Origin of the sequence: Rhodanobacter terrae (assembly GCF_042657005.1) — a bacterium.
GTDB lineage: Bacteria > Pseudomonadota > Gammaproteobacteria > Xanthomonadales > Rhodanobacteraceae > Rhodanobacter > Rhodanobacter terrae.
This window is the reverse complement of record NZ_JBHSNG010000005.1, coordinates 120,868-142,784: the sequence shown is the minus strand read 5'-3', so window position 1 is coordinate 142,784 and position 21,917 is coordinate 120,868. Positions and strand designations below refer to the sequence as shown.

Genomic DNA, 21,917 nt, shown 5'->3' with positions numbered 1-21,917 from the left:
TCAGACGATCTGCGACAACGACCCGGCAGCATCGAACGGCTCGAGCCAGTCCTCAGGCGTCAGCAGCGGCAGCCCATGCGCGAGTCGCGCCTTGTCGCATTGCGGACTGATTACACCGAACTCCCACGATGGCGGCACTTCGCGGCATACCGACGGACGTCGCGCGTAGATACCGCAATGCGCCGCCTTGCCCACGGTTCCCTGCAATGCCACGCAGCGTGGTTGCGCTGCATCGGTACCGCGCATCGACAGGCGGTGCGGATCGAGCTTTTCAGTCAGCTCCGGCGGTACGCACCCGCCCAGCGAGGCCTCGGTCTCCGACCAGTGGAACCCCACGCGAAAGAACTCGCAGCAGGCACCGCAGCGCAGACAGGGATGTTGCAATGTATCGACCAAGAAGCACTCCGCCGCACGCATCCGGAGGATTCCGCAACGTGCAGGGCCCACCATACAGCAGGCCTTGCACATTCGCCGAACCGGCCTGGCTCAGGGTTCGCCGGCAAACGTGTCGCACTGGTCCATGTCGCCGCTGCTGAAGCCGGTCTTGAACCATTTCACCCGCTGCGCCGAGGTGCCGTGGGTGAACGTATCGGGCCGTACCCGCCCCTGCGCCTGCTGCAGCGTGTCGTCGCCGATATGACTGGCGGCGTTGAGCGCCGATTCGATGTCGCCCGGTTGCAGCCAGTTCAGTTCCTGCTGGCTGTGGTTGGCCCATACGCCGGCATAGCAATCCGCCTGCAGCTCCTGCCGCACGGACAAGCCATCGGCGCCGTCCATGGACGCGCCGCGGCGACGTGCGGCGTCGACCTTGTCGAACACGCCGGTCAGCTTCTGCACGTGGTGGCCGACCTCGTGCGCGATCACGTAGGCGCGGGCGAAATCGCCGGAAGAATGCAGCTCATCCTGCAGCTGCTGGAAGAACGCCACATCCAGGTACACCTTCTGGTCGCCCGGGCAATAGAACGGGCCCACCGCCGTGGTGGCGCCGCCGCAGGCCGTGTTCACGCCGCCGCCGCCGCTGAACAGGTGCAGCTTGGGGTCGACGTAGGTCGCTCCCTTTGCCTGGAAAATTTCGCCCCAGGTCTGCTCGGTCGAATGCAGGATCGCGCTGACAAAGGCCTTCTGCTGCGGATCGACCTGCGCCGGCACGCTCGTCTGCGTCGGCGCGTAGGACTGACCGCCGCCCTGATCGAGCAAGGCCAGCGGATTCTTGAAGAAGATCCAGCCCAGGATCGCCAGCACGATCAGGCCGCCAATGCCCATGCGGCCACCACCACCACCGAAGCGCGACCCGCCACCGCTGCCGCTGTCGACCTCGACGTTCTCGCTGCTGCCACCTTTCTGCCAATCCATACGCCCCTCGCTGACTCATGCACCGCACCCGATGCCACAGGGCGACGATAACGCCTCGATCGGAATCACGCCAAGCGGGCCGTGCGGCTACAGTAGGCTACCTTCCACGAGAATCCGCCATGACCCATCTGCCTGCGCTGGTTACCTTGCTCACCGTATTGCTGCTGTTCGGCACCACCTGGATCGTGAGTCACGCCCGCGGCAAGTACGGCATCAAGGCACCTTCGACCACAGGCGATCCGGCCTTCGAGCGTGCCTATCGGGTGCAGATGAACACGCTGGAGAGCACGGTGATGTTCCTGCCCACGCTGTGGCTGGCGGCCAACTATGGTTTCAGCGGTTGGGCCGGAATCGCAGGCTTGGTCTGGCTTGTCGGCCGCGTGTGGTACGCGCAGGCCTACCTGAAAGCGGCAGGCAGCCGGGGGCCCGGCTTCACGGTCGCCCTGCTGGGCTGGGCGGCAGCGCTGGTGATGGCCTGCTTCGGGGTCGGCCGGGTCATGCTGCTGGGCTGAGGACATCTCCTCGACCAGGCCACATCCGCTTGCGGCGCGGCCATCGGCTCGCCCGCATGGCGCTCGCCTGTTCCCCGCCCGCAACCCCTCAGGCATAGTTTCCGCATGGACGTCATCTGCACCGAAGCTCCGCTGCCGCCTCCCGCACGGTCGTTCCCGCCGGTACCGCTGCTCCATGTGCGCGCGCCCGGCCTGTGGGCCGCCGCGGGATTGATCGCCGCGTATTTCGTGCTGCAGGTCGTGGCCGGCGCCTCATTCGTGTCGGCAGTGAGCGTGGCGACGGCTTTCAGCCATGCCGGGCCGGATCTCCATCATGCGATTGCGGCCATCCTCGGACAGCCCGCCATGCAGGCGCTGCTGGCCATGCTTTCGATCGGCATCGCCGCACCACTGACCCTGTGGCTGGCGCGCCGGAAATGGCCACAGCTATGGTCGCTGGCACAGCCGCCCGGCTTCGGCTTCACGTTGCCGCGCAACCTGCGGTTCCTGGCCCTCGCGGTGGTGGCGGGCCTGGCTGCACCGGTAGCGGGTTCACTGCTGACCCAGTGGCTGGCGCACGGCCATACGGTGACCCAGGACATCCAGCAACTCGGCGGCAACACCCCGCTGGGGCTGCGTATTCCATTGGTGCTCATGGTGGTCAGCGTGGGTCCGCTGGTGGAGGAGCTGTTGTTCCGCGGCGTGCTGCTGTCGGCGCTGCTGCAGCGCTGGCACGCGGGCTGGGCCATGACGCTCACCTCGCTGGCGTTCGCGCTGATCCATCTGCCGGGCCTGCAGTACCAGTGGTACGCGCTGCCCGGACTGGCCCTGCTGGCGCTGGTGCTGGCGTGGCTGCGTCTGCGCTCGGGCTCGATCTGGCCCGCCGTCGTGGCGCACGGCGCCAACAACCTGCTGGCCGTGCTGAGCTGGTTCGTGGCGGTCAACCTGCCCGGCTGAGCACACTCACCTCGACGGGATGGCGAAGTCGTGCAGCAGGCGTGCCGTCTCGAACACCGGCAAGCCCATCACGCCGGAATAGCTGCCTTGCAGGTGCTCGATCAGCGCCGCGCCGCGTCCCTGGATGGCGTAGGCGCCGGCCTTGCCGAACGGCTCGCCGGTGGCGACATAGGCGGCGATGGCCGGTTCGTCCAGCGCGGCGAAGCGCACCTGCGACACGCACTCCACGGATTGCTCGCGTGCGGCAGCGACCAGCCACACCACCGAAATCACCGCATGCGTACGCCCCGACAGGCGGCGCAGCATCGCGGCGGCCGCATCGGCGTCCTGCGGCTTGCCGAATACTTCATCGTCCAGCACCACTTCGGTATCCGCGCCCAGCACGATGGCGTCCTGCGGGTTGCCCAGGCCGGCCAGTCCCGCCAGCGCCTTGTCGCGCGCCACGCGGCTTACGTAGGCCCCCGGCGATTCGCCCGGCATGCGCTGCTCGGGCACATCCACGTCGAGCACGGCGAAATCCACTCCTATCTGTTCCAGCAACTGGCGACGGCGCGGCGACTGCGAAGCGAGATGAAGCATCTGGATTCCGATCGGTGGTGAAGTCGCAGCGACTCACAAGATGAGGCTGTATTCGCAGAACTGCCAGTCGCGCTGCCAGCCCTTCGACTCGTACAAGGCCTGCGCCGGCGCATTGTCCAGCGCCGTCGACAGCGACAGGCTGGCAGCGCCCAAGGCCCGCGCCTGTTCCGCCGCGGCATCCAGCAAGCCGGCCGCCACGCCTTGCCGGCGTGCCGACGGCACCACGAACAGATCATTGAGCAACCAGATGCGTACCGTGCGCACGGAGGAGAACAGCGGGTAGAGCTGGGTGAAGCCCAGGCCTTCGCCGTGTTCGTCCCGCGCCAGCAGGATCAGCGACTCGTGCTGGTGGACGCGCTCGGCGAGAAAGGCATGTGCCCGCGCCAGATCGGCCGGCTGGCCGTAGAACTGGCGATAACCGTCGAACAGCGGCGCCAGCGTGTCGAGATCGAGGATGGTGGCTTGCCGGATCTGGAAGGACATGGGGAATAGGCTCCGTAGGCAGGGCTGACAATCAGGCGCGATGATAAGGGTGTCCGGCCATGATCGTGGTGGCGCGGTACAACTGTTCGGCCAGCACCAGCCGCACCAGCATGTGCGGCAGGGTCAGCGGACCGAGCGACCAGCGCTGATCGGCACGCGCCAGCACGTCGGGCGCGTGGCCATCCGGACCGCCGATCAGAAACGCCAGATCGCGCCCGGCCATGCGCCACTGCGCCAGTTGCCCAGCCAGTTCCTCGCTGGACCACGGCTTGCCGCGGCCATCGAGCGCGATCACATGGATGTCGTGCGACAAGGCGGCGAGTATCGCCGCGCCTTCGTCCAGGATGGCCCGCGCATCGTCGCGTCCCTTCCCGCGAATGCCGGGTTTCAATTCGATCAGTTCCAGCGGCAGCTCACGCGAGAGCCGCTTGCGGTATTCGGCAAAGCCTTCGGCCACCCAGCCGGGCATGCGTTCACCGACCGCGATCAGACGTGCGCGCATGTGGCGCTCTTATCGAGTAACGCGTGCGAAGTGCCACGTTCGCTTCCTCTCCCCGCCGGGCGACCCTCAGGGAGTCCCCTTGCGGGTGAGAGGATCGAGGTGAGGGGCCCATCTAGCGGCGCTCCCCGCACGGAAATCAGCCCGCTTGCGCAGCGTCGACTTCGTGCCCGTGGTCACCCACCGTCCATAGCCGTTCCAGACCGTAGAACTCGCGGATGCGCGGCAGCATTACATGGACGATCACGTCGCCCAGGTCCACCAGCACCCACTCGCCTTCCTGTTCGCCTTCCACGCCCAGCGGCATCACGCCGGCCTTCTTGGCGAACTTGCCGACTTCGTCGGCGATGGATTTGACGTGGCGGGCGGAGGTGCCGGAGGCGATGACCAGCAAGTCGGCGATGGAGGTCTTGCCACGAACGTCGATCTCGCGAACGTCCTTGGCTTTCAGTTCTTCCAGCGCGTCGATGACCGACTTGCGCAGGGTGGCCGTAGTGACGGACTTGTTCGTACGGGCAGTACTCAAGAGGAGGAGCCTCAGGCGTGATCGCAGCGCGGAATGGCGCGGGCGCAGTATAACCGCCCTGCCGTCAAGGGGTATTTCGGGCGCCCGCCATAGTCCGCCTGGCCAGCCGGTGCTCGTACATCAGGCGTGCGACCAGCTCGGCCGCGGGCTGCGGACGCACTAGGCCGGCAGCCTGGCCGCACCATTCGGACAGCAGATCGCCGCGGCCGGCATCGGCGGCGGCACGGCGTAACGGCGCCGTGAGCGCGTTCAGCACCGGATACGGCAAGCCTTGCGCCGCCTCCGGCATCGCCTCGACAAAGCGGTTGCGCAAGCCGCGCGCAGCGCGCCCGGAGAAGCCCCGGATGGTGGTGACCCGGGATTCCTCGGCCTGGGGCAAGTCCCGCTTCCACGCCTCGGCCGCGGAACACTCCGGGCAGGTGAGGAAAGCGGTACCCAGCTGGCTGGCTGCCGCGCCCAGGACTTCGGCCGCCAGCATGCCGCGGCCGTCCATGATGCCGCCGGCGGCAATCACCGGAACATCCGCCGCCAGCGCATGCACGGTGAGCGGCAGCAGCGCGAACAGGCCGATCATCGCGTCCTCGGCCTGGTGCAGGAAGGTGCCGCGGTGACCGCCGGCCTCGGCGCCTTGCACGCAGACCGCATCGGCACCGGCGTCGACCCAGGCTCGTGCTTCGGCCACCGTGGTGGCCGTACCGATCACGTAGATGTCGCGCTGGCGCAGTTCGCGCCGTTGCGCTCCGCTGATGACGCCGAATGCGAAACTCGCCACCGCCGGCTGCGCCTCGCACAGCGCGGCAAACTGATCGGAAAAGCGCGGCGCCCAGCGTGCCGGCAAGCTGGTGCGGACGGCCAGGCCCTCGCGCGCCATCAGCGCATCGAGCTGTTCGCGCGCCTTCGCCACCGCGGCCATGTCGGCCTCGAATTCATCAGGCAACACGAACAGGCCGATCGCGTAAGGCCGATCGCCGAGTGCGCGGACCTGCGCCGACTGCTGGAGGATGGCTTGCGGCTCCAGATAACCGGCGCCCAGCGAGCCCAGTCCGCCCGCACTCGATACGGCCGCCACCAGCGCCGGCGGCGACGAACCGGCCATCGGTGCCTGGATCAGCGGGTGCTCGATACCGAGTCGGCTGGCGAATGGCGAACTCATGGGGGATGGCCTGCGGCGTGGAAGGCCCAAGTATCCACCGCTGCAGCATCCGGCAGAAGCCGCCGACGGGGCGCCGCCGTGACGGCGCGCCGCCAAGCGGCCGTCGATCAGCCGCCGGAGTTCATCGCGTCGCTTTTCATGGCATCTTTTTTCATCGCGCCCTTTTTCATGGCGTCATATTTCATGGCGCCATGCTTCATGCCGTCCATCTTCATGGAGTCGTGCTTCATCGCATTCTTGCCCATGGCATCCTTCTTCATCATGTCCCTGTGCATCGCGTCGTGCGACATCGCGGAGCTGGAGCTGGCGGCCATCGTGTCCTGCGCGAACACCGCCGTGGTGGCAAGGCCGCAGCTCATGGCAACGACGAGAAGGGTGGCGAGACGTAGGTTCATGGGAGAGGTCCTGGAAAGTAAGTAAGAGGTGAGGACAGCCATGCCGTCCCCATGCTTCATTCGTTTGCGGACGATCCACGGTTACACCGCTGGAACAAGCCCGGCCTAACCGCCCTGCCCGGCCACGATGTTCACCGTGATCGCGATGATAAACACGTTGAAGAAGAACGCGATGACGCTGTGCAGCAGCACCACGCGGCGCAGGTAGCGGCTGGTGATCTGCACGTCGGACACCTGGAAGCACATGCCGATCACGATCGCGAAATAGACGAAGTCCCAGTAATCCGGTTGCTCGGTGCCGGGGAAATCCAGCCCGGTGTGCTTGTCGCCGAAATCGCCGTAGAACCCATGTGCGTAGTGGATCGCGAACATGGTGTTGAGGAACAGCCAGCTCAGCACCACGCTGAGCGCCCCCACCGCCAGCGCCAGCACACCACCGCTCTTGGCCGCGTGCAGTTCGTTGCTCAATGCCACCAGCACCACCGTCGACAGCACGATGCCGCTCCACAGCACACCCCAGCGTCCGGTGTCCTGCGCCTGGGCCTGGCGGCGCATGTGGCTCGTCGCAGCTTTATTGAACAGGCGCGCCAGGATGCTCAGGAACACTACGGCAGCCAGATCGAAAGCCAGCAGGATGGCCGTGGCCACACGCAGCTTCATTTCCACCAGCACGGCACTGGCCACCAGGAAAATGATCAGCGACACGATCATCCGCGGCCGCGCCCTTACGTAGTGAAACGGCCGCCAGCGGCGCTTTTTCCGTGGGGTCGTTACACCTGTTTCGTCACTATTCAAGCAAGCCTCCATGGCGCAACCACTGGCGCCGGCACGCAGCGATCATAGCGGGAGTTTCAGGTGCGCAGATCGCGATATTCCGGGTGCCGTCCGATCCAGGCGGCGGCATACGAGCATGCCGGCACGACCTTCCAGCCCTCGCTGCGCGCCGCTTCGAACGCGGCCTGAACCAGTGCTGCCGCGATCCCGCGCCCACCGACCTCAGGCGGCACCCCGGTATGGGTGATCGTCATCACGGCGTCGGTCAAGGTGTAGTCGAGTTCGCATTCGACGCCATCTACATCGGTCTCGAAGCGATGTGCGGCGCGATCGTGCTGGATAGCAAACGGCATGTGGACTCCCTGCTGTAAAGACAAACTGCGAGCATACGGCGGGCACGGGACAACCGCACGTGAAGCCCGGGCTTGGATCCGTTCGCGCCAGCTGCATGAACTGTCCGGCACAGTGAGCGCTTGCCTACCATCCCCCAACAGGAGCATTCCATGAAGAAATCCGCATCCGCCCACTGGTCCGGCGGCATCAAGGACGGCCAGGGCACGATCTCGACCGATACCAAGGTGCTGCGCGAGGCCCCGTACGGTTTCAAGTCACGCTTCGAGGACGGCGCCGGCACCAATCCGGAGGAATTGATCGCCGCGGCGCATGCGGCCTGTTATTCGATGGCGCTGTCGCTGGGGCTGGGCAATGCCGGGCTCACCGCCGACAGCATCGACACCCAGGCGACAGTGACCCTGGAGAAGGACGGCGACGGCTTCTCGATCACCGCCGTGCATCTGGCCTGCAAGGCCAACGTGCCCGGTGCCGATGCGGACACCTTCGACAAGATCGCGCAGGCTACCAAGCTCGGCTGTCCGGTCTCCAAGGTGCTCAAGGCCACCATCACGCTGGACGCCAGCCTGGAGAGTTGATCGGCGGCACTTCCGGCGCGCCGGCTCACCCGGCGGCGACTTCGAGAGCGCGTGGCGACCCCGCGGTGGCTTCACCTTCGCGGCGCAGGCGCACCGCCTGCGCCAGCCGCTGCAGCACCTGCACCGAACTGTCCCAGTCGATGCAGCCGTCGGTGATGCTCTGGCCGTAGCGCAGCGGCTGGCCGGGCTGGAGTTCCTGGCGTCCGCCCAGCAGATGACTCTCCACCATGACGCCGAGGATGCGCCGCTCGCCGGCGGCGATCCGTACGGCGATGTCCTCGGCCACCCGTGGCTGGTTCTCCGGCTTCTTGTCGCTGTTGGCATGGCTGACGTCGATCATCACCCGGGCCTGCAGCCCGGCCTTGCCGATCGCGGCACAGGCCGCATCGACGCTGGCGGCGTCGTAGTTCGGCGCCTTGCCGCCACGCAGGATCACATGGCAGTCGCCGTTGCCGCGGGTGGCGGCCACGGCGGCCTGGCCGTCCTTGGTCACCGCCATGAAATGATGCGGCTGCGCCGCGGCCTGCACCGCGTCCACCGCGATCTTCACGTTGCCGTCGGTGCCATTCTTGAAACCGATCGGGCAGGACAGCCCCGAGGCCATCTCGCGATGTACCTGGCTTTCGGTGGTACGCGCGCCGATCGCCCCCCAGGCCACCAGGTCGGCGATGTACTGCGGGGTGATCATGTCGAGGAACTCGCAGCCGGCCGGCACGCCCAGCGTATTGATGTCGCGCAGCAGGCCGCGGGCCAGGCGCAACCCCTTGTCGATATGGAAGCTGCCGTCCAGGTCGGGATCGTTGATCAACCCCTTCCAGCCCACCGTGGTGCGCGGCTTCTCGAAGTACACGCGCATCACGATCTCCAGCGCATCGCCGAGTTCTCGGCGCAGCGGCGCCAGCCGGGCGGCGTACTCCAGCGCGGCGCGGGTGTCGTGGATCGAGCATGGACCGATGACCACCGCGAGGCGGTCGTCGCTGCCGGCGAGGATGCCGTGCAGCGCCTGCCGCGAGGCGTCGACGGTGGCCATCGCCGCGTCGGTGGCCGCGCAGTCGCGCATGACCTCGGCAGGCGTGCTGAGGCGGTGAATGGCGCGGATGCGCAAGTCGTCGGTGGGGTGCATGGCGGCTCTCCTGGAGGATTTTCCGGTGGCGGCCATAAAAAAACCGCCGGTGATGGCGGTTCGGTCGTGGTTGTGTCGATCAGTTCAGTAAGATCGCGCCCGCGCCGCCGCCGTTGGCTTCGGATAGCCGTAAAACCAGAAATACAGGCGGGCGGTGGCGGAATGCATGGCGACATAGATAACACAACGGACGTCCAGATCAAACTCCCCCCGCACTGACGATAGACTGCCGGCATGCTTTCTCCCCTCGATCTGCTGACCCGTCCCGCCCGTGAGCCGATCCGTCGCTGGGTCCTCAACGCCTTTCCGCGCGCCGACACCGGCAGCCTCGACTACGACCATCCGCACGGCGACCCGGGCCTGTTCGGGCCGGACAGCGCGACCTGGCGCGTGCACTCGGATTTCCCCGGCATGCTTGCCGGCGGCCTGGCCGCACTGACCCTGCAGACGCTGCATCCGCTGGCGCTGGCCGGCGTGTGGGATCACTCCAATTTCCGCGGCGACCTGCTCGGGCGCCTGCGCCGCACCACCGCGTTCGTGGGCGGCACCACCTACGCACCCCGCGCGCAGGCCGAGGCGCTGATCGAACACGTGCGGCAGATCCACGCGCACATCACCGGCCATGGTGAGGATGGACGTCCGTATGCCGCGAACGATTCCGCACTGCTGACCTGGGTACACGTCACCGAAGCGTACAGTTTCCTGCAGGGTTATCGCCGCTACAGCCATGTAGCCCTTCCGGCAAATGCGGCCGATCGCTACTACGACGAAGCGCGGCGGATTGCCGAAGCGCTGGGCGCCCACGCGGTGCCCGCCTCGGAGCAGGCCGTCAACGCCTACTTTCAGCGCATCCAGCCCGAACTGGCCTGCACCGAACGTTCGCGCGTGGTGCTCGAACTGCTGTCGCAAGTGCGTCTGCCGGTGCCGGCAGCCGGCTTGTCGCGCGATCTGTTCCTGCATGCCGGCGCCGCCCTGCTGCCGGACTGGGCGACCGGGCGACTCGGCCGCACCCCGCGGCAACAACGCCAGGCGCGACTGGCGGCCCACGCGCTGTGGACAGTCGCTCCGGTCTTTCGCACCGCACTGAAGGACGGCATCGCCAGCCGCGCCTGCCGGCGCGTGGGCGTGCCGGCGGAGCGGTTGCAGCACTGGGCCTGATCGCCGCCGTCCAGCGGCATTGACAGCTTCGTCCCATCGGCTAACGTCATGCGACAGCGTCAGCCAAGGACTTTCGTGGCAACACTCATTCCGACCCGCAACAGCTGCCTGCCGCGCATGACCGGCGGCGAGAAGCGCGTTTCCGAGCGGCTGGAGCAGAAACTCGAGGACGACTACCTGCTGTGGTACGACGTGCCGGTCGGGCTGAAGCAGCGCCATCCGGACTTCGTGGTGTTCCATCCGCGCCGAGGCCTGCTGGTGCTGGAGGTGAAGGACTGGAAGGCCGATACCATCCGCCACGCCGACAGCACCCAGTTCACCCTGGTCACCGATCGCGGCCTGGTCAAGGAAAACAACCCGCTGCTGCAGGCACGCGCCTACGCGCTGGAAATCGGCGTGGTGCTGGAACGCGATCCGGCGCTGCGCCACCCGCGAGGCAGCCGCTACGCCGGCAAGCTGATCATGCCGTGGGCCTGGGGCGTAGTGCTGGCCAACATCACCCGCAGACAGTTCGACGAAGGCGCGCTGGGCGAAGTGCTGCCCGAGCACCTGGTGATCTGTCGCGACGAACTGTACGAGACGGTGGACGCCGAGGCGTTCCAGGAACGGCTGTGGGCGATGTTCCCGCAGGTGTTCCCGGTGACGCTGACGCTGCCGCAGATCGACCGCGTGCGCTGGCACCTGTTTCCCGAGCTGCGGGTCGAGCCCGGCAGCGGCCAGTTCGGCTTGTTCGGTCCCACCGCCGCGGCGGTGCGTCCGCTGGAGATTCCCGACCTGGTCAAGGTGATGGACTCGCAGCAGGAGCAACTGGCGCGTTCGCTCGGCGACGAGCACCGGATCATCCACGGCGTCGCCGGCTCCGGCAAGACGATGATCCTCGGCTTCCGCGCGATGCAGCTGGCGCGCGAGCTGGGGAAACCCATTCTGGTGCTCTGCTACAACAAGACGCTGGCCGCGCGGCTTGAACAGCTGATCGGCGAGCGCGGCCTCAGCGAGAAGGTGCAGGTCTACAACTTCCACAAGTGGTGCCGCAAGATGCTGGTGGCGTACCACGTGCCGCTGCCGTCCGGCAAAGACAAGGCGTTCTTCGAAGCGTTGCCGCCCGCGGTGATCGCCGGCGTGGATAGCGGCCAGATTCCGCGTTTCCAGTATGGCGCCGTGCTGATCGACGAAGGCCACGACTTCGAGCCGGACTGGTACAAGCTGATCGTGCAGATGATCGATCCGGCCACCAACTCGCTGCTGGTGCTGTACGACGACGCGCAGAACATCTACGGCCAGGCCGACCGCCGCAAGATCAGCTGGAAGAGCCTGGGCGTGCAGGCGCAGGGCCGCACCACCATTCTCAAGCTCAATTACCGCAACACGCTGGAAATCCTCTCGGTCGCGCGCGGCTTCGCCCAGGAACTGCTCGAATCGCGCGGCGACGATGACGATGGCGTGCCGTTGATCGCGCCGCAAAGCGCCGGCCGCCGCGGCGCGCTGCCCGAACTCTTGCGCACCGACACCGCCGCCGCGCAGCTCGATGTACTGATCGCACGGCTGCGCGACGAGCACGCGCATGGCCGGCCGTATTCCGACATGGCCGTGCTGTTCCGCAACCAGTGGGAGGGCGAGAGGCTGCACGAGGCCCTGCAGCGCATCGGCATCCCCAGCCGGCTTGCCGACGGTACCGGCAAGCACACCTTGTTCGTGGTCGAGGACAGCGTCAAGCTGGTCACCATGCATTCCAGCAAGGGCCTGGAATTTCCGTTCGTGATCATCCCGGGCCTGGGCTCGCTGCCCAAACCCGGGCAGAGCGAGGCCGACGAGGCGCGCCTGCTCTACGTCGCGATGACCCGCGCCACCGAACACCTGCTGCTTATCCACCACGACGACTCGGTCTTCAGCAAGCGCATCCGCGATTCGATCAACGAGGTGCAGGAGCAACTGGAGGGTCGCGCCTGATACGGTTGCGCGGCTATCTGCGCGAGCGATACGGCGACAGCAAGTCGAAGTCGTCGAACAACCCCGCGGGCAACAGGTAACGCGGCTCGCGTCCGCTGGCGAGCAGCTCGCGGATACGGGTGGCGGAGATTTCCAGCGGCGTGACCGCCAGGTCGATCACGTTGCCGGCGGCGACCTCGCACAACGCGGCCGCCGTGTCGACGCGGCGATCGGCGATCTCGCGCTGCAGCTCATCGGGCAACACGACCCCCACGCCGGGCCGGCTCAGAATGCCGATATGCGCCAGATCGAACAGCTCGCGCCAGCGATGCCAGCCGGGCAAGCCGGCGAACGCATCGGCGCCGATCAGCAACACCAGCGGGCGCGCGCCCTGCTCTGCCCGCAATTCGATCAAGGTGTCGATCGTGTACGACGGGCCGGCGCGTTCCAGTTCGCGCGTGTCCAGCGTGAGGCGCGACTGGCCTTGCAGCGCGGCACGCAGCATTGCCACGCGCTGCGCTGCCGAGGCAGTCGGTGCTGGCCGATGCGGCGGCACGCTGGCCGGCATCAGGCGCACGTCGGCGTCGAGCAGCTCGGACGCTTCCCACGCCACGCTCAAATGACCCAGGTGCACCGGATCGAAGGTGCCCCCGAAAATCGCCAGCGGTTTCACGCCAGCGCCTTGGCAGCGCGCGGTTCGGCGATCGCGGCGATCAGCCGCTCGGCCTCCTGCCATGGATTGCCCTGCTCGCGACCCTTGACCATGCGGTCGATGCGCGAAGCGCGGGCGAGGCATTGCAGCCAGTGTTCGCGCGGCGCGCGGCGCAGCGCCTGACGGAACAATTGTTCGCGCGCCTGCCACAGGTGCTCGGCGCGGATCTGCGCGGCCAGATCGTGGGCATTGGCCAGGCGCAGTGCCAGTTGCAATTGGTTGACCAGCCAGCCCATCAGCGCCAGCAGTTCGTCACCTTCGGAACGCAGCCCGGCCAGAATGCGCAGCGCACGCGCGCCATCGCCGACGAACGCGGCATCGGTGAGCTTGAACACGTCGTAGCGGGCGCTGTCGGCGACCAGGTTTTCCATCTCCGCCGCATCGATGCGACCTTGCCCGTGCAACACGGCAAGCTTGTCGATTTCCTGCGCGGCGGCGAGCAGGTTGCCTTCGACGCGTTCGGCCAGCAACGCGGCCGCGTCGGGCGTGGCGGACAGGCCGCGCGTCGCCAGTCGCGCCGTGATCCACGCGCCCCACTGATCCGGCCGCGGCGAGTTGAACACCACCATCGTGCCGCTGGCGTCGAGCTTCTTGCTCCACGCGCCGTCGTGCTTGCTGCTCCACTCCATCGCGGTGATCAGCAAGGTGACATCCGGCGGCGGGTCGGCACAGAACGCATTGATCGCCTTGGCGCCCTCGGTGCCGGGGCGGCCGGTGGGCAGGCGCAAGTCGATCAGCCGGCGGGTGGCGAACAGCGACATGCCGGCAGCCGCGCGGGCCAGGTCGTTCCAGTCGAAATGCTGGCCGACGTCGAGCACTTCGCGTTCGCTGTAGCCCAGCTTCCGGGCCTGCGCGCGCAACGCATCGGCCGCTTCCAGCACCAGCAGCTGTTCGCCGGCGAGCAGGTATGCCGACTGCAGGCTGTCTGCCGCCAACGCCTTCTGCCACTGGCCGGAACTGAGCGGCATCAGTGCGCGCTGGAGGCGGTCGCCGGTGCGGCCAGCTCGTGCTTGCTGGCGGCCTGCAGGCGGAACAGGATCGCCTGCACCATGTCGTCGTTGAGGCTGCGCTGGATCTCCTGCACCTGCGACGCGTTGCCGACGGTGTTGGTGGCGTCGTAGCTGTATTCGCGCGACATGTCGATGCGCTGATGCGGCACCAGCGTGCGGCCCTCGGCGTCGGCCACGTCGAACTGCACCTGGTAGTGCACGGCGTATTCGGTGATGCGCACATAGCCGCCGGCACTCAGCGTATCGGTGCTGAACGCCGCCACCGGCACGCGCAGTTCGGCGATGCCGGGACCGGCGTCGTCCTCGACCGTGACCCCGGAGGTTTCCAGCGCGCGCGTCAGACGGCGCTGGAACTCGCCGCCGCCGCTCACGGTGAGATGCACCCGCTGCATCTGCGGCGGCAGGCTCGCGTTCCGGCGCAGGTGAAAGCCGCAGGCGCTCAGTGCGAGCGCCGCGACCAGCAGCAATGAGGCTTGGAACAGGCGACGCGCTTTCATGAAGCTCATGGATTTCATCCTGCGACGATGTTGACGATCTTGCCGGGAACCACGATGACCTTGCGCACACTCATGCCTTCGAGGAAATGCGCCACCTGCGGCTGCGCACGCGCCGCAGCCTCGGCCTCTTCCTTCGAGGCATTCGCGGCCAGTTCGATGGTAGCGCGCAACTTGCCGTTGATCTGCACCGCAAGGGTGATGCTGTCGCGCACCAGCGCGGCCGGATCGGCCACGGGCCATGGCTGGTCCTCCAGCACCGTCTCGGCATGGCCAAGCACCTGCCACAACGCATGGCTGATGTGCGGAACCACCGGATTGAGCAGCAGCACCATCGCTTCCAGTGCCTCATGGCGCACCGCGCGACCCTGCTCGCTCTGATCGCCGAATTTGCTCAGCGCGTTGAGCAATTCCATCAGCGCGGCGATCGCGGTGTTGAACGCATGGCGCCGGCCGAAATCGTCGCCGACCTTCTGGATCGTCTCGTGCAGTTGGCGGCGCAACGTCTTCTGACCCGCATCCAGCGCCGCCGGGTCGGTGACCGGGTGATCCGGGCTCGCGGCGTGCGCGGTGACTTCGCGCCACAGGCGCTTGAGGAAGCGCGCCATGCCTTCGACACCTGCCTCGCTCCATTCCAGCGACTGCTCCGGCGGCGCGGCGAACATGGAGAACAGCCGCACCGTGTCGGCGCCGTATTTGTCCACCATGGTCTGCGGGTCGATGCCGTTGTTCTTCGACTTGGACATCTTCTCGGTGCCGCCGATATGCACCGGCTGGCCGTCCGCCTTGAGCGTGGCGCCGATCACACGCGCCTTGTCGTCGCGCAGGATCTCGACCGCCGAGGGATTGATCCAGTCCTTCGAGCCGTCCGCGTTGTCGCGATAGAACGTCTCGGCAATCACCATGCCCTGGCACAGCAGGTTCTGCGCCGGCTCGTCCGAATGCACCATGCCCGCATCACGCAGCAGCTTGTGATAGAAGCGGAAGTACAGCAGGTGCATGATCGCGTGCTCGATGCCGCCGATGTACTGGTCGACCGGCAGCCAGTAGTTCGCCCGCTCGTCGATCTGCGCGTTCGCGCCGGGGCTGGTGTAGCGCGCGTAGTACCAGCTCGACTCCATGAAGGTGTCGAAGGTGTCGGTCTCGCGCTCGGCCGGGCCGCCGCATTGCGGACACACGCACTTGCGCCATTCCGGGTCGGCCTTGATCGGCGACTGCACGCCGCTGAAGGCCACGTCCTCGGGCAGCACCACCGGCAATTGGTCTTCCGGCACAGGCACCGCATCGCACTTGGGGCAGTAGATGACGGGAATCGGGCAACCCCAGTAACGCTGGCGGCTGACGCCCCAGTCGCGCAGACGCCAGTTCACGCGGCGCAGGCCCTTGTCGTCGCCCTCGAGCTTCGCGGCCAGAAACTCGAATGCCTCGCGATACGTCTTGCCGTCCAGTTCCCCGGAATTCACCACGCGCATGTCGGCGCGGGTCTTGTCGGAGTACCAGTCCTTCCACTGGTTCGGATCGTAGTCGGCGTCCGCACCGGCGACCGCGATCACCTGCTTGATCGGCAAACCGTACTTGTGCGCGAACTCGAAATCGCGCTGATCGTGCCCCGGCACCGCCATCACCGCGCCGGTGCCATAGCCCATCAGCACGAAGTTGGCGACCCACACCGGCACTTTTTCGCCACTGACCGGATGCACCGCGAACAGGCCGGTAGCCATGCCGCGCTTTTCCTGCGTCTCCAGCTCGGCCTCGGAGACGCCACCATGCTTCAGCTCATCGAGGAAGGCAGCCAGCCTCGCATTACCCTGCGCCGCCTTGACCGCCAGAGGATGCTCGCCGGCGATCGAGACGAAAGTGACACCCATCAGCGTGTCCGGACGGGTGGTGAATACCGTCAGCGGCTCGGCCTCGCCCTCCACGACGAAATGGATGTCCAGCCCCTCGCTGCGGCCCAGCCAGTTGCGCTGCATGGTCTTGACCGCGTCGGGCCAGCGCGGCAGCGTGTCCAGCCCGTCCAGCAATTCCTGCGCGTAGTCGGTAATCCGCAGGAACCACTGCGGAATCTCGCGTTTTTCCACCACCGCGCCGGAGCGCCAGCCGCGACCGTCGACGACCTGCTCGTTGGCCAGCACGGTCTGGTCGATCGGATCCCAGTTCACCACCGCGTTCTTGCGGTACGCCATGCCTTTCTTCAGCAGGCGGGTGAACATCAGCTGTTCCCAGCGGTAATAGTCCGGGCGGCAGGTGGCGAACTCGCGCGACCAGTCGATCGCATAGCCCAGCGACTTCAGCTGGCTGCGCATGTGGTCGATATTGGCGTAGGTCCATTTCGCCGGTGCGGTCTGGTTCTTGATCGCCGCGTTCTCGGCGGGCAGGCCGAACGCATCCCAGCCCATCGGCTGCAGCACGTTCTTGCCCTGCATGCGCTGGTAGCGGCTGATCACGTCGCCGATCGTGTAGTTGCGCACGTGCCCCATGTGCAGCGCGCCCGATGGGTAGGGCAGCATCGACAGGCAGAAGAACTTCGGCCGCGAGTTGTCCTCCTTCACCTCGTACGCGTGCCGCGCGTTCCAGTACAGCTGCGCAGCGGCCTCCACCGCCTGCGGCGCGTAGCCCTCCGGCGTGCTGCCCTGATCGGGAGAGTTCGAGTCCTGATGAATGTCCTGCATGATTCCGGTGCCGTAATGCGGTTGGTGCAGGCCGGCGAAGCCGACTGCGGCGAACTGGTCAGACTAGCCCAGCACGAGCCGGGCGCCAAGCGCGAGGCCTTCAGCCGGCCGGGCAGAGGGGCGTCTGGCCAGTGCCGAGCAGGCGTGCCGCCGCGGCGATCTGCGCCGCCAACGCGCCGATCGCGCGCTGGTGCCCCTGCACCAGCGCGTCGTAACCCGGCCCGACTGTTTCAGTGACCCGGCTGGTGCAGGCCAGCGCAGCAGGGTGCTGCCCGCGCAACAGCCGCACGCTCCACGCCCCCTCGATCAGCGCGTAACTGCCCGGCTGCGAGTCGAACCGGCGCAGATCCAGTTTGATCCTCAGCAATGGCTTGTCGTTGCCGGGCAAGCCACTGACATCCTGGCTGTGCAGCTCGCGCGCCAGATCCGCCGACAGCGCGCTGCGCACCTCGTCGTTGAGCGGCGCGATCCAGCGCTCGCTGTCGAGCAGGGCCACGCCCTGCCCGCCTTCGCGCACCACGAGTTGCGGCTGGTCGACCTGCGCCGGCACGCCGACCGGCAGCAATTCGAACGGCAACGACGGCGGCGCTGAACTCACCGGCGTGTCGGCTGCCGGTGCAACCAATGTGTAGTAATGCAGCGGTGCCGATGCGCAGGCAGCCAGCGCCAGCGCGGCTCCCGTGCCCAGCAGGCGCATGGCGATACGGATCATGGCTGGCTCCCTTGTGGCGGTCTGGCAGCCGCTGCCGGCGGTGCGGCAGTGGTGGCGGGCTTGTCATCGGGCCGGCGGCCGCGGATCAATGCCTCCGGATGTTCGCCCAGATAATCGGTGAGCACCCGCAGCGAACGCGCCATGCGCTGCATCTGCTCCAGCGTGGTGCCCAGGTTCTGCTGCAGCGGCGAGTCGCTGGACAGCGCATCGCTGGCTGTGCCCATGGTTTTCTGCACGCCTTTCAAAGTGTCGTTGAATGCCGGCAAGGTCTGGCCGTTGACCTGCTTCAGCGTGGCGTCGAGCCCGGCCAGGGTCTGGTCCAGATTCCTGCCTATGCTGTCGAACGGAATCTTGTCGAGCTTGTCGACGATGCTGGCCATCTGCTCCTGCAGCTTGTCGAAGCTGCCCGGAACGGTGGGCATCAGCAGCGGTTTGGCGTTGGGATCGAACGCCACCGGTGCCGCATGCGGCACGAAATCCAGCGCCACGTACAACTGGCCGGTCAGCAGGTTGCCGGTGCGCGCCTGAGCGCGCAAGCCGTGTTCGACCATGCGCCCCAGCAGTTGCGACAGGTCGGGATTCTCGCCGCGCGCCTTGGCCAGCGCCACCAGCTTGTCGTAGGCCTTGCCGAGGCGCTGCGGATACACCACCGCGCCCACGACCACCGGGAAGCGCTGGGTCTTTTCGTCGTAATCGAGATTGACCGACACCACCTTGCCGATGTTGATGCCGAGAAACTCCACGGGCGCATCCACCGCCATCCCGCGCACCGACTGCTCGAAACGCATGCGGAAATAATGCGGCTCGCCATCGGGCGGCGCCATCGCCGTAGCCTGGTCGGCAAACAGCTGGTACGACGTCAGCTCGGCTGCCGGCGTGCTGTCGTGGGGGCCGCGCGGATCGAGAAAGGCGATGCCGCCGGCCAGCACCGAGGCCAGCGACTGCGTGTTGACCTTCAGACCACCGGCTCCGAGCGACAGATCGATACCGCTGGCGTTCCAGAAGCGGGTGGATGTGGTGACGAACCGATCGTTGGGGCCGTCCACGAAAATGCCTATCGAGATGCCCTTGCCGTCCTTGTCCAGTTCGTAGGACACCACCCGGCCGACCTGGATGCGCCGGTAATAAACCGGCGAGCCGATATCCAGCGAACCGAGGTCGTCGGTGTGCAGCACATAGCTGCGGCCCGGCGCGCCGTGATTCACCGACGGCGGCGTCTCCAGCCCCTTGAAGTCCTCCTGCGGCGTCGAGGAGTCGCCCACGTCCGCGCCGATGAAGGAACCGGACAACAAGGTGTCGATGCCGGATACGCCACCCAGCCCGATGCGCGGCCGCACCACCCAATAGCGAGTGCCTTCGGTGGCGAAACTCTCGGCGCTCTTCTCCAGCGCCACGGTGACCTGCACACGCTTGTGATCGGCGCTGAGGCGGATTTTCTGCACCTTGCCGATCACCACGTTCTTGTACTTCACCGGCGTCTTGCCCGCATCCAGGCCTTCGGCACTCTGGAAGCTGATGCTGATCTGCGGGCCGGCCTGCAGCCAGTAATGGACCACGAGCGAGAGACCCACCAGAGCGGCCAGCGCCGGCACCAGCCAGATCAGCGAGGCATTGAAGCGGCGGCGCTTCACCACCGGTCGCGGCAGCTCGGCGTCGTTCGGGGAGCCCGGCTCAGTGTGGCTGTCGTCAGTCATCCGTATCCCTGCCATCCCAGATCAACCGGGGGTCGAAACTCATCGAGGCCAGCATGGTCAGCACCACGGTCAGGCCGAAAAAGATCACGCCGGGCAGCGGTTCGACCAGGCTCAACAGGCCGAAGCGCACCAGTGCCGTCAGCAGCGCCACCACGAACACATCCAGCATCGACCAGTAGCCGATGAACTCGACCAGCCGGTAGAGCCTGGCCCGCTGCGGCCGAGCCCAGCCACTGCCGCGCTGGCTGCTCAGCAACAGCGTGCCCATCGAAAGGAATTTCAGCATCGGCACCACGATGCTGGCGGTGAACACGATGACCGCCAGATCCGGCGAACCCTTGACCCACAACTCGACCACGCCGCTGATGATGGTGTTGTCGTCGATATCGTTCAAGCTGGCCGTACGCATGATCGGCAGCACATTGGCCGGGATGTAAAGCAGGAACCCGGCGATCAGCAATGCCCATGTGCGCGCAAAACTGTTCGGTTTGCGCCGGTGCAGCGCCGAGCCGCAACGCGGGCAAACCACGTGCCCGCCAGCGAGGCACTCATCGCCCGGCCCGCTTCGGCAGGCCAGGCCGCACACGTGGCAGCCGATCAAGCCGAGTTCCGCAGCGCGCGGAAACGCGCTCATGCCGGATCCTCCCGCGTGAGTTCCCACAACCGGCGCAAGTCGACGCCGGCGAAGACGGTGATCAGCAAGGTCAGCGCGGCGTAGGCATAAATGCCCGGATCCGCCACCACGTCGAAATAGTTGTGTGCCTTGACGATGGCCACCAGCGCACCGAGCACGAACACCTCGCTCATCGTCCACGGCCCGACGTGGTGCAGCAGGACCATCAGCCGCACGAAACCCGGCGCACGCCGGCCGCTGCGGGCAAACCAGAGCAGCCAGCCGAGCACCAGCATCTTGGTCAGCGGGAAAAAGAACAATGTGACCGCAGCCAGCACCGACACCACCTGCGCCTGCTGCTGCCACATCGCGATGATCATGCCCCACAGCGTGGTGCCGCTGTACTGTCCGTTCAGTCCCAGCGTGACGATGGGCCACATGTTCGCCTGCACGAACACGATCATCGCGGTAAACACCAGCGCCAGCAGTGCGTTCACGCCCAGCGGCTGGTGCCGCTCCAGTTCCGCCAGGCAGCATGCGCAGCGCGCCACTTCACCACGCTGCAGCGTGCGGCGACGGTAAACCGTGTCGCAGTGCTCGCAGATCAACAGCGTTCCTGGTGAGGCCGTGCTCATGCACCCGATGCCTTGCTCTGGCGTGACGATGCGTGGATTCTCGCAAATCTGAGGTGAACGCGGTAAACGGCTTGATATGCTGCGCGATGCCCCGATCTGAACGGCATCCGCCGAGCTGGAGTTTTCCGTGACCGATGCTGCCCTCACCAACCATGTCTTCGACGTCGATCAGCAGACCTTCGAAGCCGAGGTATTGCAGGCTTCCCTGACCACACCCGTGCTGGTGGATTTCTGGGCGATCTGGTGCGAGCCGTGCAAGACGCTCGGCCCCATGCTGGAAAAGCTCGCCGCCGAATACAACGGTGCGTTCCGGCTCGGCAAGGTCGACGTGGACAAGCAGCAGGAACTGGCCGGCATGTTCGGCATCCGCAGCATACCCACGGTGGTGCTGGTGAAGGACGGCCAGGTGCTCGACGGTTTCGCCGGTGCGTTGCCGGAAGGCCAGCTGCGCGAATTCCTGTCGCGTCACGTGCAACCGCTGGAAGCGATCGAACAGGCCGTCGAGGAAGAAGCTGCGCCGGAAACTCCGGACCAGGCCCTGACCCGGCTGCAGCAGGCGATCTCCGCCGAGCCTGACAAGGCCGAACTGAAACTCGAACTGGCCCAGGCACTGATGCGTGCCGGCCAGACCGACGCGGCCGAGGCTGCCTTGACCGCACTGCCCGCCAACCTCGCCATCGATGCGCGTGCCGTGCGCCTGCGCAGCGAACTGGACCTGGCCCATGCGCTGAAAGGTGCGCCTACACGGGCCGAATTGCTGCAACGCTTGCAGGCCGACACCGGCGACTGGGCAGCGCGTGATCAGTTGGGCGTGCGGCTGCTGCTGGAAGGCGATGCCGAAGCCGGCCTGGAGCAGTTCCTCCTCATTCTGCAGAAAGCCCGCGACTGGAATGACGGCCAGGCCAGGAAGCGCCTGCTCGCCGCATTCGCCACGCTCGACGACGCCGAACTGGTCAGCCGTTATCGGCGCAGGATGGCGTCGCTGCTGTTCTGAGCACCGCCACTGCTACACCCACCAGCCCACCCCGA

25 protein-coding genes are annotated in these 21,917 nt (G+C 66.7%); 6 read left to right on the top strand and 19 right to left on the bottom strand.

Features of this window, described 5'->3' with window-relative positions; all coding sequences use genetic code 11:
- Both ACFPPB_RS06970 and ypfJ read right to left on the bottom strand, forming a co-directional pair.
- Positions 1-384, bottom strand: coding sequence for a YkgJ family cysteine cluster protein (locus ACFPPB_RS06970; protein ID WP_377325944.1), 384 nt, complete (start codon positions 382-384; stop codon positions 1-3).
- Between the two features lie 102 nt (positions 385-486).
- Positions 487-1,353, bottom strand: a complete 867-nt coding sequence (ypfJ, locus tag ACFPPB_RS06965) for a KPN_02809 family neutral zinc metallopeptidase (RefSeq protein ID WP_377325722.1) — start codon at positions 1,351-1,353, stop codon at positions 487-489.
- A 119-nt stretch (positions 1,354-1,472) separates the two neighbouring features.
- Here ypfJ and ACFPPB_RS06960 point away from each other — a divergent pair, with 119 nt between their 5' ends.
- Complete coding sequence (locus ACFPPB_RS06960; protein ID WP_377325720.1) at positions 1,473-1,865, top strand: MAPEG family protein; 393 nt, start codon at positions 1,473-1,475, stop codon at positions 1,863-1,865.
- 105 nt (positions 1,866-1,970) lie between these two features.
- Positions 1,971-2,801 (top strand): CPBP family intramembrane glutamic endopeptidase, encoded by an 831-nt coding sequence (locus ACFPPB_RS06955; protein WP_377325718.1) that lies wholly within the window; start codon positions 1,971-1,973, stop codon positions 2,799-2,801.
- A gap of 6 nt (positions 2,802-2,807) precedes the next feature.
- Here the strand turns inward: ACFPPB_RS06955 and ACFPPB_RS06950 are convergent, their stop codons facing one another.
- The 8 genes from ACFPPB_RS06950 to ACFPPB_RS06915 all read right to left on the bottom strand — a co-directional run bounded on the left by ACFPPB_RS06950 (position 2,808) and on the right by ACFPPB_RS06915 (position 7,563).
- Positions 2,808-3,380 carry a Maf family protein gene (locus ACFPPB_RS06950; protein WP_377325716.1) on the bottom strand — a complete coding sequence of 191 codons (573 nt, stop codon included), beginning with the start codon at positions 3,378-3,380 and terminating at the stop codon, positions 2,808-2,810.
- A gap of 33 nt (positions 3,381-3,413) precedes the next feature.
- Complete coding sequence (locus ACFPPB_RS06945) at positions 3,414-3,863, bottom strand: GNAT family N-acetyltransferase (RefSeq protein WP_377325714.1); 450 nt, start codon at positions 3,861-3,863, stop codon at positions 3,414-3,416.
- Positions 3,864-3,894: 31 nt separating this feature from the next.
- Positions 3,895-4,365, bottom strand: a complete 471-nt coding sequence (gene rlmH / locus ACFPPB_RS06940) for a 23S rRNA (pseudouridine(1915)-N(3))-methyltransferase RlmH (protein ID WP_377325712.1) — start codon at positions 4,363-4,365, stop codon at positions 3,895-3,897.
- A 136-nt stretch (positions 4,366-4,501) separates the two neighbouring features.
- Entirely contained in the window at positions 4,502-4,888 is a 387-nt protein-coding gene (gene rsfS / locus ACFPPB_RS06935; RefSeq protein WP_083572972.1) for a ribosome silencing factor, read from the bottom strand.
- A 64-nt stretch (positions 4,889-4,952) separates the two neighbouring features.
- On the bottom strand, positions 4,953-6,041 hold the full coding sequence (locus tag ACFPPB_RS06930) for an NAD(P)H-dependent flavin oxidoreductase (RefSeq protein ID WP_377325710.1): 1,089 nt from the start codon (positions 6,039-6,041) through the stop codon (positions 4,953-4,955).
- 107 nt (positions 6,042-6,148) lie between these two features.
- Complete coding sequence (locus tag ACFPPB_RS06925) at positions 6,149-6,478, bottom strand: pentapeptide MXKDX repeat protein (protein ID WP_377325708.1); 330 nt, start codon at positions 6,476-6,478, stop codon at positions 6,149-6,151.
- 63 nt (positions 6,479-6,541) lie between these two features.
- Positions 6,542-7,147 carry a DUF1345 domain-containing protein gene (locus ACFPPB_RS06920; protein ID WP_377325706.1) on the bottom strand — a complete coding sequence of 202 codons (606 nt, stop codon included), beginning with the start codon at positions 7,145-7,147 and terminating at the stop codon, positions 6,542-6,544.
- A gap of 140 nt (positions 7,148-7,287) precedes the next feature.
- Positions 7,288-7,563: a GNAT family N-acetyltransferase gene (locus ACFPPB_RS06915; RefSeq protein WP_377325704.1), complete on the bottom strand. Its 276-nt coding sequence runs from the start codon at positions 7,561-7,563 to the stop codon at positions 7,288-7,290.
- Between the two features lie 150 nt (positions 7,564-7,713).
- Between ACFPPB_RS06915 and ACFPPB_RS06910 the strand changes: the two genes are divergently transcribed.
- Positions 7,714-8,139, top strand: a complete 426-nt coding sequence (locus tag ACFPPB_RS06910) for an OsmC family protein (RefSeq protein WP_377325702.1) — start codon at positions 7,714-7,716, stop codon at positions 8,137-8,139.
- Positions 8,140-8,164: 25 nt separating this feature from the next.
- On the opposite strand, the gene ACFPPB_RS06905 is transcribed toward ACFPPB_RS06910, so the two are convergent.
- Entirely contained in the window at positions 8,165-9,262 is a 1,098-nt protein-coding gene (locus ACFPPB_RS06905; protein ID WP_377325700.1) for a 3-deoxy-7-phosphoheptulonate synthase, read from the bottom strand.
- A gap of 234 nt (positions 9,263-9,496) precedes the next feature.
- On the opposite strand from ACFPPB_RS06905, the gene ACFPPB_RS06900 reads away from it, so the two are divergent.
- Together ACFPPB_RS06900 and ACFPPB_RS06895 are read left to right on the top strand one after the other, a co-directional pair.
- On the top strand, positions 9,497-10,420 hold the full coding sequence (locus tag ACFPPB_RS06900) for an oxygenase MpaB family protein (RefSeq protein ID WP_377325698.1): 924 nt from the start codon (positions 9,497-9,499) through the stop codon (positions 10,418-10,420).
- Positions 10,421-10,495: 75 nt separating this feature from the next.
- On the top strand, positions 10,496-12,367 hold the full coding sequence (locus ACFPPB_RS06895) for a 3'-5' exonuclease (RefSeq protein WP_377325696.1): 1,872 nt from the start codon (positions 10,496-10,498) through the stop codon (positions 12,365-12,367).
- A gap of 13 nt (positions 12,368-12,380) precedes the next feature.
- Here ACFPPB_RS06895 and nadD read toward each other — a convergent pair whose 3' ends face one another.
- From nadD to ACFPPB_RS06855, 8 genes are all read right to left on the bottom strand, one after another.
- The gene (gene nadD / locus ACFPPB_RS06890; protein ID WP_377325694.1) at positions 12,381-13,019 is read right to left on the bottom strand and encodes a nicotinate-nucleotide adenylyltransferase; all 639 of its coding nucleotides are present in this window, start codon (positions 13,017-13,019) and stop codon (positions 12,381-12,383) included.
- Entirely contained in the window at positions 13,016-14,026 is a 1,011-nt protein-coding gene (gene holA, locus ACFPPB_RS06885) for a DNA polymerase III subunit delta (RefSeq protein WP_377325692.1), read from the bottom strand. Before holA ends, nadD begins: the two co-directional genes overlap by 4 nt.
- Positions 14,026-14,574 carry an LPS-assembly lipoprotein LptE gene (locus ACFPPB_RS06880; protein WP_377325690.1) on the bottom strand — a complete coding sequence of 183 codons (549 nt, stop codon included), beginning with the start codon at positions 14,572-14,574 and terminating at the stop codon, positions 14,026-14,028. Before ACFPPB_RS06880 ends, holA begins: the two co-directional genes overlap by 1 nt.
- Before the next feature lie 5 nt (positions 14,575-14,579).
- Positions 14,580-17,234, bottom strand: a complete 2,655-nt coding sequence (gene leuS / locus ACFPPB_RS06875; RefSeq protein WP_377325688.1) for a leucine--tRNA ligase — start codon at positions 17,232-17,234, stop codon at positions 14,580-14,582.
- Between the two features lie 100 nt (positions 17,235-17,334).
- The gene (locus tag ACFPPB_RS06870) at positions 17,335-17,946 is read right to left on the bottom strand and encodes a PqiC family protein (RefSeq protein ID WP_377325686.1); all 612 of its coding nucleotides are present in this window, start codon (positions 17,944-17,946) and stop codon (positions 17,335-17,337) included.
- Positions 17,943-19,640, bottom strand: coding sequence for a PqiB family protein (locus ACFPPB_RS06865; RefSeq protein ID WP_377325684.1), 1,698 nt, complete (start codon positions 19,638-19,640; stop codon positions 17,943-17,945). The genes ACFPPB_RS06870 and ACFPPB_RS06865 overlap by 4 nt, the downstream gene beginning before the upstream one ends.
- The gene (locus ACFPPB_RS06860) at positions 19,633-20,274 is read right to left on the bottom strand and encodes a paraquat-inducible protein A (RefSeq protein ID WP_377325682.1); all 642 of its coding nucleotides are present in this window, start codon (positions 20,272-20,274) and stop codon (positions 19,633-19,635) included. Before ACFPPB_RS06860 ends, ACFPPB_RS06865 begins: the two co-directional genes overlap by 8 nt.
- Positions 20,271-20,888 carry a paraquat-inducible protein A gene (locus tag ACFPPB_RS06855; RefSeq protein WP_377325680.1) on the bottom strand — a complete coding sequence of 206 codons (618 nt, stop codon included), beginning with the start codon at positions 20,886-20,888 and terminating at the stop codon, positions 20,271-20,273. The genes ACFPPB_RS06860 and ACFPPB_RS06855 overlap by 4 nt, the downstream gene beginning before the upstream one ends.
- Positions 20,889-21,015: 127 nt before the next feature.
- On the opposite strand from ACFPPB_RS06855, the gene trxA reads away from it, so the two are divergent.
- Positions 21,016-21,882 (top strand): thioredoxin, encoded by an 867-nt coding sequence (gene trxA / locus ACFPPB_RS06850; protein ID WP_377325678.1) that lies wholly within the window; start codon positions 21,016-21,018, stop codon positions 21,880-21,882.
- The last annotated feature ends 35 nt before the right edge of the window (positions 21,883-21,917 follow it).